Source organism: Flavobacterium album (genome assembly GCF_003096035.1).
GTDB classification, from domain to species: Bacteria; Bacteroidota; Bacteroidia; order Flavobacteriales; family Flavobacteriaceae; genus Flavobacterium; species Flavobacterium album.
Map to the genome: position 1 here is coordinate 454,130 of NZ_CP029186.1, position 15,006 is coordinate 469,135.

General features: G+C 47.8%; 9 protein-coding genes. All 9 read right to left on the minus strand.

The window, feature by feature from the left end:
- Positions 1 to 167: 167 nt before the first annotated feature.
- Positions 168 to 911, minus strand: a complete 744-nt coding sequence (deoC, locus tag HYN59_RS02060; protein ID WP_181369493.1) for a deoxyribose-phosphate aldolase — start codon at positions 909 to 911, stop codon at positions 168 to 170.
- Between the two features lie 122 nt (positions 912 to 1,033).
- The gene (locus HYN59_RS02065) at positions 1,034 to 1,429 is read right to left on the minus strand and encodes a VanZ family protein (protein ID WP_108776679.1); all 396 of its coding nucleotides are present in this window, start codon (positions 1,427 to 1,429) and stop codon (positions 1,034 to 1,036) included.
- Positions 1,422 to 1,802 (minus strand): glycine cleavage system protein GcvH, encoded by a 381-nt coding sequence (gene gcvH / locus HYN59_RS02070; RefSeq protein WP_108776680.1) that lies wholly within the window; start codon positions 1,800 to 1,802, stop codon positions 1,422 to 1,424. Before gcvH ends, HYN59_RS02065 begins: the two co-directional genes overlap by 8 nt.
- A gap of 69 nt (positions 1,803 to 1,871) precedes the next feature.
- Positions 1,872 to 9,269: a T9SS outer membrane translocon Sov/SprA gene (gene sov / locus HYN59_RS02075; RefSeq protein ID WP_245895642.1), complete on the minus strand. Its 7,398-nt coding sequence runs from the start codon at positions 9,267 to 9,269 to the stop codon at positions 1,872 to 1,874.
- Positions 9,270 to 9,272: 3 nt separating this feature from the next.
- The gene (gene ruvA / locus HYN59_RS02080; RefSeq protein ID WP_108776681.1) at positions 9,273 to 9,854 is read right to left on the minus strand and encodes a Holliday junction branch migration protein RuvA; all 582 of its coding nucleotides are present in this window, start codon (positions 9,852 to 9,854) and stop codon (positions 9,273 to 9,275) included.
- Positions 9,855 to 10,031: 177 nt separating this feature from the next.
- Complete coding sequence (locus HYN59_RS02085; protein WP_108776682.1) at positions 10,032 to 12,323, minus strand: NADP-dependent malic enzyme; 2,292 nt, start codon at positions 12,321 to 12,323, stop codon at positions 10,032 to 10,034.
- 167 nt (positions 12,324 to 12,490) lie between these two features.
- Positions 12,491 to 13,411, minus strand: coding sequence for a tRNA epoxyqueuosine(34) reductase QueG (gene queG, locus HYN59_RS02090; RefSeq protein ID WP_108776683.1), 921 nt, complete (start codon positions 13,409 to 13,411; stop codon positions 12,491 to 12,493).
- A gap of 89 nt (positions 13,412 to 13,500) precedes the next feature.
- A complete protein-coding gene (gene ruvB, locus HYN59_RS02095) occupies positions 13,501 to 14,526 on the minus strand; it encodes a Holliday junction branch migration DNA helicase RuvB (protein ID WP_108776684.1) in 1,026 nt (341 codons plus the stop codon).
- A gap of 37 nt (positions 14,527 to 14,563) precedes the next feature.
- Complete coding sequence (locus HYN59_RS02100; RefSeq protein ID WP_108776685.1) at positions 14,564 to 14,866, minus strand: GNAT family N-acetyltransferase; 303 nt, start codon at positions 14,864 to 14,866, stop codon at positions 14,564 to 14,566.
- Positions 14,867 to 15,006: the final 140 nt, after the last annotated feature.

Consider the following 15,006-nt stretch of genomic DNA (forward strand, 5'->3'; position numbering starts at 1 on the left):
GCATCTTATAAGTGTAATGACTTCATAAGGGTTATTTATTACGTTGTTACGAAAAAGAAAAATTCGTTTGAAAAATTGCTATGAAAACGAGAGCCTTCCCCGAAACGGGAAGGTTTTTTTTGGCCCCTAACAAGCCCATAACGCTGCCTTTGCCTAAAAGCTGAATATCAATATCCTCCCGATGCTTCCTCGCTATCGGCAATGGCTTTGGCGGACGATGTCCCGATACGCTTTACGCCGAGGGAGATCATCTCTATGGCTTCGTTATAATTGCGTACGCCGCCTGCGGCTTTAACGGGAAGCGGAAATGCATTCTCCAACATCAGCTTTATGGCCGGCACGGTGGCGCCATTAGGTTTGCCTTCTTCTGTTTTATAAAAGCCGGTAGATGATTTTACAAAAACACGGCTGTAATCGCTTTCTTCAAAGTGGGTAAGCACCACATTTTTCACAAGGGCGCTGAGTTGTACGATCTCATGTTCATTGAGCGCCGCCACCTCTATGATCCATTTTACTACTTTTCCGTGGGCGAGACCAAGGCGTGTACATTCGAGCACCTGTTTTTTTACTTCAACACTGCCTCCCGATTGAAACTTTGCATAATCCAATACAAAGTCAAGCTCATCGGCACCATCATTAATTGCAGCCTCAGCTTCAGCCAGCTTATCTTCAAGCGGGCTGTTACCCTGAGGGAAGTCGATTACCGTGCCAACCGTTACAGCAGATCCTGCGGCAACAACCATTTCTTTAGCCATAGCTACCATATCAGGCCGTACCATAACCAGCTTAAAATTTTCATTGATAGCTTCCTCTACTACCTTCTTCACCACCCCGCGGTTTTCGGCTTCGGTAAGCCCGGCCTGTACTGCTGTTTTCAGGTAGGTCGAATCAAAATATTGTCTTATATCCATAATATTTAAAAATGATATCGTATTGTTTCGCAAGTGAAAACATCTATGCTTCTCGACTGCGCTCGAAGTGACAGACGGAACGTAATGCTTATATCGGACTCCCGTAAAACAGGAATCCCCAACTAATAAGCCGGGGATTTTTTTTTGAAATGTCTTCTTTGATAGCGCCATAAAACCAAAACGGCTATTGCGCTGCCGGTGGTATTGGCTATGGCATCCACCAGATCAGGTGTCCTTTCTTCTGTAAAAAGGCCCTGGCATACTTCCATGATGATGCCATAACTAACGGCGATGACAAACGCCCACATCCGCCTTTTATTTACATTTGATATTTTCAGCGTCCGGAGGCCGTAGCTCCAGAGTATTGTAAATATAAAATAAAAAGTAGCGTGAAGCACTTTATCCTTATTGGGCATCTTTATCTTCTCCAGCTCACTAAAGTTGTCGTTGCTCACTAAGCAGGCAACGGTAATAAACAGTGTCCAGAAAATCGCAGCCCAAAAGTACTTATTACGCACCTATCAGTTCCCTGTATTGTTCGCTGCTCAAAAGCGTATCTACTTCAGAAGCATCGGATATTTTCACTTTCACCATCCAGCCATCGCCATAAGGGTCTCCGTTCACTTTCTCAGGATTGGTTTCAAGGGAATCGTTGAATTCAATAATCTCTCCGGATAATGGCAGGAACAGGTCGGATACTGTTTTAACAGCCTCTACAGTTCCAAAAACCTCATCTTTATCCAATGTCTGGTCCAGTGTTTCAACCTCAACATATACAATATCTCCCAATTCTTTCTGGGCAAAATCGGTAATGCCTACTGTAGCTGTATCGCCATTTATTTTAACCCATTCGTGGTCTTTCGTGTACTTTAAATCTGCAGGAATATTCATGTGTAGTTAGTTTGTTTGTTTTTAGCAAATGTATGTTTTATAAGATAAACTATAAAATGTTTTTTCGTCTTAATTTCCGAAATTATACCTCAGTGTAAACCCGGAACGGATGTTGGTCAGCGGGTATGCCGTCGAGATCACCGGTTTCGAGAACGAATGGTCGTAGAAGAAGATGGCCGTAAGGTTTTTGCTGAAGGCATAGTCTGCCGTAAGCTTGATCGACCATATATTCTGCCCGCCGCCCAACTGGTTGTTATCATAATCCAGGTAGCGAACGATAGTTGAATTCCTCCTCAACGAGAAATCGGCTTTAATATTAATATCGCTCTTTATCACGTTGCTCGGATTATCGGCAAGGCTGGAATTGATCGTCACGTCCTTGATGCGGTAACCCAACCCAACAATATATTCATTACCCTTTACCTCTGTAAGGAGGTTGTTATCAAAACTCATGTTCAGCGTGCGGTCTTTCCTGATCTCGGCAAGTATCTTGATCGAGTTCTTCATCTCCATATCCACACGTATCAGCGGGCTGAAATTCTCGCTCAGGTTGACATTCGATATGATATTTTTAGTGTAGAAATTACCAATACCGTTGTTGTCCTGGCCGTTCGGGTTTTGGACATACTCAAAGTTCGACCTGTAAGAGTTGATGTTATAATGCGACGAATAGCTGTGCTGCAGCGAGAAGCGCTTAAACCTGTCCTTAAAGAACTTGTAGCGCATCAGCCCGGTATATTTTACTACCCAGTTAGGCAGCGGGATATTCCTGAACGCTCCTGTTGAAACCTTCCCTGCATCCTGACCGGAGTAGGCCGCAATGAACGATGGCAGCAATACCGCCTGGCTGTTCCTTCCGTAACCTACCGGATAGCCTGCATTCGCATCGGCAAAACCGCCTGTGCCATCTGCTACATACCTTGGGAAGTTTGTTGTGCCGTAATGTTCCGTAGCAAGCCTGTTGGCGATGACTAACCTGTTGCTCCTCATAGCATCAAATGCATCAGACCCGTTCACATCACTGGTACTGAACGCTGTTTTGATGAGGATGGTCGATATCATAAAGTTACCGTAGGTATAAGGCGAAAGTGCCTGGTACCTGTTTTCTCCCGGTACAAGTACATTTCCACTACTATCAAATATAGGCTCTTTATAAGCATCAAACTGTTCCGAGTGGTATTCGGCATAGGTCCTGTCGGCAGTAAGGTCTATCTTAAAGTCAGGAAACAGGTCCATATTCGCCGTAAGGTTCAGCTGTTTTGTAGTATTTTGCAGGAAGTTCTGGTTGAAATCACCGTAATTCGTCAGGTAACCGTTCTTCGCCGCTTCATAACGGATATCCGAATCCTGGCTGCCCAGCACAAACCCAAGGCTTGGCTTGGTAGTACCCAGGAAGCCTATACCCGGTAAAAAGCCCGGCATTGCTGTACCGCTGGTCTCCGTATAGTTTATCTGGATGTTTTTCACGCTGGTAAGCACCCCTACAAGGCCATTCACAAACACATTACCTTCGGTTGCCGGTTTTGGTGCCGCCGTCACTTTCTCACCCGGTTTCGGGGCAGGTTTTGGCGCTGCATTCTTGGCAGCAGGCTTCTTAGGGCCTAAGCCGACATACTTGTACAGCAGGTCCATGTTCAGCGTGGTGTTCAGCTTGTGCTGACTGGTATTTTGCAATGTATTACCCAACTGGAATACTGTATCGTCTATACCATCGCCATTCGTATCTTTTGATACCGAAGATAGCGCATCGGTAGAACGCTGCCAGTTGAAGGTGCCATTATAAGTATAGGTTGATTTTACGAACGCCAATGCCGGGATCTTGCTGATCGGGAGGTCGTAATTCACAACAAACTGCTGTGTGTGTGAGTTGGCCTCTCCTGTGTTCCAGAAATCCTGCCAGATGGTGTATTCCTGGATAGGCATATTGTTCTCGTCGAGATAGTTCCTTACGATATTGCTTGTAGAGACGGCATAATTGAACTTCAGCGACTTTGTAATGTTGTAATTGAAGCCGTATTGGTAATTAAAGAAATAATTCCTCCTATACAGCGGGTTGATAGGAATACCCTCTACATCCACATTACGGTACTGCTGCCTGTTGAACTGCCTGATGATGTTCGAGCTAAATGAAAGGTTCGAAGGCAGGTAGTTGAAATTGAAATCGCTCAACAGCTTCCAGTAGTTGCTTTTTTTCATGAAGCCTGTATTCTTAAAAGGCTCAACCGGCTTGCTCTGGAAGGCATAGTTATAATCTGCCGCCACCCTCACCTGCTGGTCGGTCAGGTCCTCAATCTGGTAATCGTGGTGTTCCGTCTGGTTATAGGAGTAAGAAAGCGTTACGTTCTCAGGGTCGTATATGTGCTGTTTCTGCTCCGGCGCCCTTTCTTTCTTCACACCTATAAAGTTGATGCTCGTTCGCTTCGTGTAATCAATTGCCCTTTCGCGAAGGTTGTCCCTTGTGGCCTGGTCGGCGGTCTCATTCATTAATTGATCAAGGCGCACGTCCTGCTGGAACGGATCATACTCCGGAGTGATCACCTGTTCGCCCACACCGTAGTTGAACGGCAGGTTGATGTGCCAGCTTTTCGGAAGCAATTTGCCAAGTGCAAAGTTGGTTACAACGTCATACTGCTTCATGTCTTCCCTGCTTCTTTCGTTAGGGCTCTGCTCTATCGTACCAAAGCCTACCGTGCTCATCCTTCCTGTGGCCGATATGGTCGCGAAATCGGCAAAGTTGGTATCCATACTTGCTATAGCCGCCATACCGCCTTTGGTATCCATATCTGACAAACGAAGCTCGTTAAACCACACTTCACCGCGCAGGTTCCTTGCCATAGGGTCGGTCAGCTTGTAGCCGTTCTTCACCCCGAGCATCAATGTCCGCACGTAGCCAAAGTTAGGGTTACCTTTTATGGCTACGGTCATCCTGTCGTCAATGTCGCGGTAATAGATACCATTGGCATCCGGAGTTCCGGCAACGCCGTTCAGCACATCTATTTTCAATCGTGTCAGTGCATCAAGCGATATTTCAATATTGTTTGCTTCCGGCCATATCTGGTCTTCCGAAACAGCATTCAGTGGAGTTACATCAAGCTTCATCTCTACCTGGTAGAAGTTGTCGGTAAAGTCGTTACCAAAACGAAGGAACGCCTTCATCTCGCCGCTTTGAAGCCCGTTCGGTTCCGGCGTATCAGAATCGGTATCTGAAGAAAGCGCCTCCGCATGGAGGAACATCCTCAGCTTTTTATACTGGCGCATATCCACATTCACGCTTTTGAATACCGCACGTGCATCTTCCGGCTCAAGGCCTTTGCTGTTAGAGGTAGACCCATCGGTTGAATATACCCTTAACGACAACGCCTGCTCATTCTGGTTGATCACCGCATTGTTGTTATAAAGCTGTTCCCTGCGCACACCCGGAGGCGATTTATAAGGTATTGGCTGCCTGTCGCCATTCTCCTGAACGTTCAGGGCTACTACATCGAAGCCTGTATTGTCGGTGGTAGCGTCTTCGTTATTGTCCGGCTCGGCATCAAGCGAGTTCACATATCTTCTCCATTCGCCCCTTACAAGGTCGAGCGCACCAAAACGAAGGGTTACATCGCTGGTAAAGCCCCTTACGATCATCCTCATGAAACGTATGGAACGTACGCTGCTGATACCTCCTACTGATACTGCACCCGCACCCTGTACCGGTACTTTATACAAAAGCCACCTTCCGGTAACGTTGCCCGTACCATCTTCTTTTGGAACACTGAACGGCCTTTCGTCCACTACATAACCCTGGCCCGGTATCACACCCGGAACCATCGGTATCTCATATTTATAGTAAGCATCAATGGTGTTCATGGTGTTGTCCCTATTGATGTCCTCAGTGTCAGGGAGCGTAGTATTGCCCCTGTTGTTGTTGCCCACATCTACAGGCGAGTTCCCCTGTGTACCGTTGTAATTTTTATATCTATCTAATACGTTTCCGGTTGCACTTAAGAAGAACTGGTAGTTATCTGCCGACGGGTCAGGATATGCAGCAAACGTGGGGAATTGTGCAGCCTCCTGGGCATCATCCAATCCGTCAAAACCTACATCCTGTACATTACGGTTGGCAGAATCTGTATCGAAAGCATAGATCAGCGACTGCGACACCGGCACTTTACCCCATACCGAAGTAAAAGTAGGCTGGTTGCCTGCCGCTTCCGGGAGCCCGTTCTCATATTGCTTCCTGTTGTCTTTTAGTATATCTTCGGATATTTCACCTAAGTTAATTTCAAGCGTACCGGTATTCGTAGCCGGTGTGGCATCGGTACCGTCATACGGGTCCATTACCCAGAATTGGATGTATTCCACATTGGTCTGCTCAAAATTGGTCGAGTTGATAGCACGCATGATACCGCCCCAGTTTTGCGCAGCCTGTCCGGAAGTAAAGCCATTGGTAGGTGCAGCAAGCGGGTTATAGTTATAAGGCCCCCTTTCCTGCGGATAGTAGCTAAGGTCGAGCGTGTTTACCACCCTGCTCTGGCCGGGCACCACATCGGTAACCGGGTACAGCTCGTCATAATACACACGCCTTGTCCTGTTGGACGAAATATCAGTGGCACTGATGCCATCGGGGCGTGCGCTTTGTGCATAGAAACTCGGGTCGATGCTGTACCATGCCAGTTTCGACCTCCTGAAGCCGGAATCGAGCACGTTAACGTCAAATTCGCCGCCTAAGCCTACAGGGGCACTGGCCAATGACCAGCCTTGTGCGCCACGCATGTCTATATTGGTTTGCGAACCTTCAAAGTCATCTACATAGGTAGTAGCCTCTCCATTGAACTGGTCGGCTTTGGAAGCATTAGGCTTCAGCATGGCTACCTCACCCCTGAAAGAGAAGTTGGAAGGCACATCAGTATCCATATTCGGCAGCTTGTTTACCAGCCTGGTAAAGAAAGGCACCTCTGTAGAGAATACCGTATTAAGCCCGAAGATCGTGTTCCTTACGGATTCCTGCCCGTAGTTGGTCTTGGTAGTAAACGGCCTTTCGGACATCGTCAGCACCGTACCGCCTATCAAAAACTTTTCATTGAACTTATGCTCTATGTTGAAACCGGCAAAACGCCTTGTCTGCTGCCCAAAAACTGCATTGTTTTCTACAGACACCTGGATAGGCGTATTGGATGCCTGGAGTGACGGGTCGAGTATCTGTACCATACCGGCCTGGTAGTTCACGGTGTAGTCCTGTCCTTCTACCAGCACCCTTCCGCCTGCGGTAACTACCACCGAACCCTGCGGCACGTTGAAAGCACCGAGCGGAATACCATTCGCGCTGGTTGATTTGAAGCGGCCTTTCAGCTGGAATTTATTTTTCTGGCTGCTCTGCAAGGCATCGGCCTGTGTACTCCGGTACATGCTCCGGTACACATATTTCTTCTGGTTGGGGTTAAAGCTGCTCTCATCCGCATCCTCCTGGTAGGTTTCCACATTGGTAGCATCGGCCAGCTTATCATACAGGTATTCACCGAAAGGCTCTACAGTAGTAAAAAAGATGCGCCCATTTTGTGTGTCTATCGTAAGGCCCGGCACAAAGTCGAAGAAACCGTCACCGCCTTCCTGCGGGTCATTGGCATAACTGAGCCTGTCGAGATTGAAAACACGCATCAAAGGCGTATCGGCTACCGGCCCTTCCTGGTTTGGCGGATCAGGAAAAGCATAAGTACCGGAATCCGGACTATTTGCAACGTTTAACGCCGGGGTAATGTAATTGAGCGGCGATGGGTCGGTATACAATATATTGAAACGGAAATCTTCCTGCGTAAGCTGGAAGGCTCCCGGTATCTGGTACACGTTCTTCATCATCAGGTTCCAGGTAGGCTGGTCTACACTAATGAGGTTACTCTTAAGCATTTTCAAAACAAGGCTCTGGGTAGCCGGCACAGGAGTTTGCGGTGTCGTGGTATTATCAACAACTGTCGCCGCAACGCCATCGGTACCAAACTCTCCCACCTGATATACCTTGTCGCCAATGGTGTATTGGTAAGCAACCGCAAGCACTTCGTCGTTATTGAGCCTTTGGCTTAGGGAAATATAACCCAACTGTGGGTGGTAGGTAAATTCGCTTGCCGTAAGTTTCCTTGCATTTTCAAGCTTGGAATAGTCACGGCCTTCACTTGCTACCAGGCCATTGGTAAAGCTGTTGTTGTTCAGGGTTACGATTTCCCTTACACTCGAATTCATGAAACCTGCCGGGATTATCGTAGGGTCAAGCTTGTTGTTACCGTTGTCCGGCGGGCTGTTGGCAGGCACGTTGAAGAATGGAGCAGTAGTTGTGTTATCTGCAAAACCAACCGCTACATTGGTAATATCGTCCGGGCCCTGCACCCCTACTTCTACAACAGGGGCTTCACCTAAATCCTGTACCGCTACAATATTCCGGGAGTTGTTTTCGGCGGCGTTGATCCTGTTCTGCTTATTGGTCACCCAAACCTCTATACGGGTTATCTGCACGCGGCTATCGATAAGGGGATAGTTACGCAAGGAGTAGTTGTATTGGTTCCTGAAATATTGCGAAAGGAAAAAGTGCCTGTCGTTATCATATTCCAGCCCGAAGAGGGTAAATTCCTGTATGGTACCGCCGCCCTGTGCCGTTACGGTCTTGGTTTGCGATTTCTGCTCGGAGAAGATACCTGTCAGCGTGGTCTTGCCAAACTGCAATGCCATCTTAACACCAAAAAGGCTCTGCGCGCCCCTTACCAGTGAGTTGGAAAGCGGGAAGCTAACATTACCAATTTCTATCTTCTGGAGAATGTCATCTTCTGTAGGGGTATATTCCAGTTTGATAAGGTTCTGGAATGCAAAGGTCGACTGGGTGTCATAATTGGCATTTACGGCCAGCCTCGTACCCACTTTTCCCTGCAGGCTCATACTGATACGCTGCTGGAAATCAAAGGTAAACGTACTCCTGTTCCTTGGCGGGATAGACGGGTTGTCCTGCTTGGTATAACGACCGGCAAGGTCTATCTCTACCGATCCCTGTGGCTTTACATCAATGGTGTTGCCCCCGAAAAGGGTCTCAAAGAAACTGGAATTCACATAATAGCGCGGCAGGAGGTTTTTCTGCTGTTCCGTAGTGCCCTTGCCATCAATAGCTTTCGATTTTTGCTGGTAATATTCCCGCATCGACTCCCGCAATGCCAACTCCTGGTATTCTTCGGGAGTAAGTATTATGGGGTAATTTATATTAAAGCCGTCGAACTTATTGGTGTAAATGTATCGGTTCGTGGCAGCATCATACGTATAGGCCTCAATGATGCTTTTGGGGTTAGCCATTTCTACCTTGCCCTTGTTATAGCCCTTCACGGTGTCCTGAGCTTTTTCGCTTTCCTCTTCTTCAGTAACCTGCGCCTGTGCCACAATACCGATGAGGAAAAACAAAACCGAAAGCGTATATTTTATTTGAGTATAAAAATCTTTTGAGTATACTGTTTTCAAGGACTATAAGTTTTTTAATGCTAATTTTATAATTGTCTCCACCCCTGCATTCGGATCATCCTTAACAATCTTCTCAATCACTTTTTCCGCCAATTTTTTGTTAAAGCCTAATACCTCCAAGGCAGATAACGCTTCTTCACGATTTGTATTGTAGCCCGTAACGGAAACTTCTCCTAAATCGTATAGTTTTAACACTTTATCTTTTAAATCGAGTATTACCCGCTGTGCCGTTTTGCTGCCAATACCCTTTATCGACTGTATTGTCCCCACATCACCCGATGCAATGGAATGTATGATCTGCTTTGGCTCCAACGAGGAAAGCATCGTCCGGGCGGTACCGGCACCAACACCCGAAACCGAAAGCAGCAGCTTAAAAAGCTCCCTTTCGGCCTTTTCGGCAAACCCAAAAAGGGTATGCGCATCTTCCTTTACCTGGAGAAACGTATAAAGTTTTATATGTTCAGAATCGGGCAGCAGCGAATAAGTATGCAGTGAAATATTCACGTCATAACCTACCCCATTGCAGTCTATTACCACACCTGTGGGTGTTTTTTCTACCATTCTCCCCTGAAGATGTGCTATCATATCAATTTTTTAACAGTCCCAAAAATAGTAAAATTCTTTAATCCCTGACTATAATAACATTTAAGTCTGGTAAGACCCCAAAGGTTTTGAAAACCTTTGGGGTCTTTTATGATGTTTAAACCCCGTAACATTGCTCGTTTCCCGCAATTCACTTCTACATCATAAACATGGCTCGCTCTATTTATTCTTCGCCATTTTCAGGCGCTTTTCTTTCTCCTGTGCATCTACAACCGCCACGGCAGCCATGTTCACCATTTCCTCTACGCTCGCGCCCAGCTGGAAAATATGCACCGGCTTGTCCATGCCGAGCATTATCGGGCCTATGGAAACCACGTGATCAAGCTCTTTAAGTATCTTATACGTAATATTCGCCGACTCGAGGTTCGGGAAAATAAGCGTGTTCACTTTTTTGCCTGCCAGTTTCGAGAACGGGAATTTACTTTTGTGCAAATCGGGGTTCAGTGCAAAGTCGGCCTGTATCTCACCGTCTACGATAAGGTCCGGATATTCCTTATGCAGGTAAGCCACCGCCTCGCGCACTTTTACAGCACTAGCATCGGTTGACGAGCCAAAGTTGGAGAACGACACCATGGCTATTACCGGCTCCATACCAAACATCCTTACGGTGCGGGCCGTCATCAGGGCAATCCTGGCAAGGTCTTCTGCATTCGGGTTTGGATTGATGGCGGTATCCGAAAGGAACAGCGGCCCTCTTTTGGTAAGCATCATGTTAGTGGTTGCTATGCGCGTTACTCCCGGCGCTTTGCCCATCAGCAGCATAATCGGCTTTACTGTAGAAGGATAGCTTCGCGAATAGCCTGTAACCAGTGCATCGGCTTCGCCTTCGTTTACCATCATGGCGGCAAAATAATTGCGTTCGCGCATCCACTTTTGCGCATCCAGCAGGTTGATGCCCCTGCGCTGCCTGCTTTTCCAGAAGGACTCGGCATAACGGTAGCGCCTCTCGTCCTCGGCATCGGTTTTCGGGTCGATGATAGCTACTTCTGCATCAAAGCCTATCTCGGCCTTAAGGATGTTTATTTTTTCACGGTTACCCAAAAGTATCGGGAAACCTATTTTTTCTTCGAGTACGATCTGGGCGGCTTTCAGCACATCCAGATGGTCGGCTTCAGCAAAAACAATACGTTTCGGGTCGGTTTTCGCCCTGTTGGTAAGGAGCCTTACCATTTTGTTATCGTTACCCAGGCGCTCCAACAGCTCCTCGGTATATTTATCCCAGTCGAGTATCGGGTGCTTTGCTACGCCGCTTTCCATGGCGGCCCTTGCCACGGCAGGTGCCACTACAGCTATAAGCCTTGGGTCGAACGGTTTCGGAATAATATATTCACGCCCAAAGTTCAGTTTGGTTTCGCCATAGGCAATATTCACCTGCTCCGGTACAGGGGCTTTAGCGAGTTCGGCCAGGGCAGTTACGGCAGCCATTTTCATGGCCTCGTTAATCCTGGTGGCCCTGACATCGAGCGCACCCCTGAAGATGTAGGGGAAGCCAAGCACATTGTTCACCTGGTTAGGATGATCTGACCGTCCTGTAGCCATGATCACATCAGGGCGGGTAGCTATTGCAGTGCCATAATCTATTTCGGGTATCGGGTTGGCCATAGCAAACACGATCGGGTTGGCCGCCATGCTAAGGAGCATTTCAGGCGTGAGGATATTCCCCACCGAAAGTCCAAGAAACACATCGGCTCCGGCAACAGCCTCACTCAATGTCATGAGTTGTTCTTTGGCATATTTCCGTTGCAGGTCGGAGAGGTCGGTACGGCTGTTTGTGAGCATGCCGTCCTTATCGAACATAATGATGTTCTCTACCTTCACACCCAGCAGGAGGTACAGGTTGGCACAGGCCAGCGCGGCAGAACCGGCGCCCGAAACTACAACCTTAATTTCCTCTATATATTTCTCGGCAAGCTCGATGGCATTAAGCAGCGCTGCCGAGGAAATGATGGCGGTACCGTGCTGGTCGTCGTGCATTACCGGTATGTTAAGCTCTTCAACGAGCCTCCTTTCGATCTCGAACGATTCCGGGGCCTTAATGTCTTCGAGGTTAATTCCCCCGAAGGTAGGCGCGATATTTTTTACCGTCTGTATAAAAGCCTCGACATCCTTGGTGTCTACCTCGATATCAAAAACATCAATATCGGCAAATATCTTGAACAGCAAGCCTTTGCCTTCCATTACCGGCTTAGAGGCTTCCGGGCCGATGTCGCCCAGTCCGAGCACTGCGGTACCGTTAGAGATCACGGCAACCAAGTTGCCTTTGGCAGTATATTTATATACGTTGTCTGTGTCTTTTGCAATTTCAAGGCAGGGTTCTGCAACACCCGGGGAGTACGCAAGCGAGAGGTCCCTCTGTGTAGCATAAGGCTTTGTGGGCACAACCTGTATCTTGCCGGGATGCGGCTTAGCATGGTATAAAAGGGCTTCCCGTCTTTTACTGTATTGATTCATTTTTTAACATTTGATACCGAACCTACAAAGTTAAACCTAAGAACGGAACTAAGAAATTTTTAACGTTTTCTTTTTGGGAATAAAAGCTGTTCGCAAAGGCGCACAAAGAAGGCGCAAGTTCCTCAAAGGAAAACTAAAAGACAAACCACACTTTTGCTATATCCGCATTACTTCAAAAAATCAATATTCCTTTTAAGGCCTTCGTATTTGGTGCGCTTTACGGCGGAATTTTTAAATACGGCCCTAAAGGTATCTTCGGTAATTTCTTCCCAGTCCTTTTTGGTCATGGAAAGCAGGTCGGGATGCGGATTGAAGAGCGGTTCGGAATGCGGTTTGGAGAAGCGGTTCCACGGGCAAACGTCCTGGCAGATGTCGCACCCAAAAGCCCATTCATCAAATTTGCCTTTCATTTCGGCGGGCAGGTTGTCTTTTAATTCGATGGTAAAATAAGAAATGCATTTGCTGCCATCTACTACATAAGGCTGTATAATGGCTTGTGTCGGGCAGGCATCGAGGCAGGCGGTGCAGGAACCGCAATGGTCGGTTACCGCATGGTCGTATTCCAGTTCGATATCCACGATAAGCTCGGCAATAAAAAAGAATGAGCCTACCTGCTTGCTCAGGAGGTTGCTGTTCTTGCCTATCCATCCCAGGCCGCTTTTGGCTGCCCATGCCTTATCCAGCACCGGCGCCGAATCTACAAAGGCCCTCCCTCCTACTTCACCGATAGTTGACTGTATCGAATGCAGGAGCTCCTTTAGCTTTTCTTTTATGACAAAATGGTAATCCTGCCCGTAAGCGTATTTGGATATTTTGTAAGTGCCTTCGGTTTGGGTTTCTGACGGATAGTAATTCAGCAGCAGGGAGATCACGCTTTTGGCACCATCTACAAGCAGCGTCGGGTCGAGGCGCTTGTCGAAGTAATTTTCCATGTACTGCATCTGGCCATGGCGGCCTTCGTTGAGCCATTTTTCAAGGCGCGGGGCTTCTTCTTCGAGAAAAACCGCTTTTGAAATGCCACATGAAAGGAAGCCTAATCTCTTGGCTTCTTGCTTTATAAAATCACTATATGGTTTTTTATTGTTCATAGACCTCACCCCGGCCCTCTCCAAAGGAGAGGGGAGCGGGGAACGTGCTTACTCTTGATGACTTTATACCCGATAAACTTACTATATATCTAATCGAAAAGGCCTCCCTGCGGATTCAATCGTACCTTACCCAAATGCCTGTATGCCTTTTCAGTGACTTCCCTTCCTCTTGGTGTTCGCATAATGAAGCCTTCCTGGATCAGGAACGGTTCGTATACTTCCTCGATGGTCTCCCCGCTTTCGGATACGGCTGTTGCCAAGGTGGAGAGCCCTACAGGGCCGCCCTTGAATTTGTCGATAATGGTGTTGAGTATTTTGTTGTCCATTTCATCAAGGCCGTGGGCATCGACGTTCAGGGCTTTCAGGGAATATTTGGCGATCTCGACATCTATTTTGCCATTGCCTTTTATCTGGGCAAAATCGCGCACACGTCGCAGCAGTGCATTGGCGATACGCGGCGTCCCGCGGCTGCGGCCTGCGATCTCGATGGCAGCCTCCATGGTAATGGGCATTTTTAAGATCATCGAGCTGCGCTGCACTATTGTGGTAAGCAGTTCGGTGGTGTAGTATTGCAGCCTGCTGGAGATCCCAAAACGGGCACGCATTGGCGCTGTGAGCAAGCCCGAGCGAGTGGTGGCCCCTACCAGCGTAAACGGGTTAAGCCCTATTTGAACCGATCGTGCATTGGGACCCGACTCTATCATGATATCTATCCTGAAATCCTCCATAGCTGAATACAGGTATTCTTCCACGATAGGGCTCAGGCGGTGTATTTCGTCGATAAAAAGAATGTCGCGCTCTTCCAGGTTGGTGAGCAGCCCGGCAAGGTCGCCCGGCTTATCAAGCACCGGCCCGGAAGTTATTTTAATGCCTACGCCCAACTCATTCGCAAGGATGTTTGCCAGTGTGGTCTTCCCAAGCCCCGGAGGCCCGTGGAATAACGTATGGTCGAGCGCCTCATTGCGCATATTTGCAGCCTTCACAAATACCAGGAGGTTTTCCAGTACCTGGTCCTGCCCGGTAAAATCGTCGAACGATAAGGGCCTGAGCTTCTTTTCAAGGTCCAGCTCTTCGGCATTGTACCTGGCGTTGGTAGGGTCTAAATTCTCATTCATGCAACAAAGATAATCGAAATTTCGATTGTCCTCACTGCTACATCCTGTACCCTTCGGAAAGTATGTTGCCCCATTCGGGATTTTCGTCGATATAATGCATTACATACGAGCATAAGGGCATGATGGTAAACCCGTTGTCTTTGGCGCACTGGAAGGTGCCCTTTACCAAACGGGCCGCAATGCCTCGTCCCTGCAACGCTTCGGGGACTTCGGTATGCGTGAGGAATATCTTTTCGCCTTCGCGGTAGTATTCGAGGAATGCAACCTGGCCATCGATGTGCAGTTCGAACTGCTTGCCTTCTTCATTGACCTTAAAGCCGTCATTGTTGTGGTTTTTCATAGTAAGGTGGTTTTTCGTAAAGGTAGGGCTTATTGTTTTGGAGAATATTTAAAGTACGTTAAAAGTCCGAAGTCGGGTGTCCGAAGCCCGATGATTCGGGTTTTGGTATTTGAAACATAGAAAGATGGAATGCGGATGAC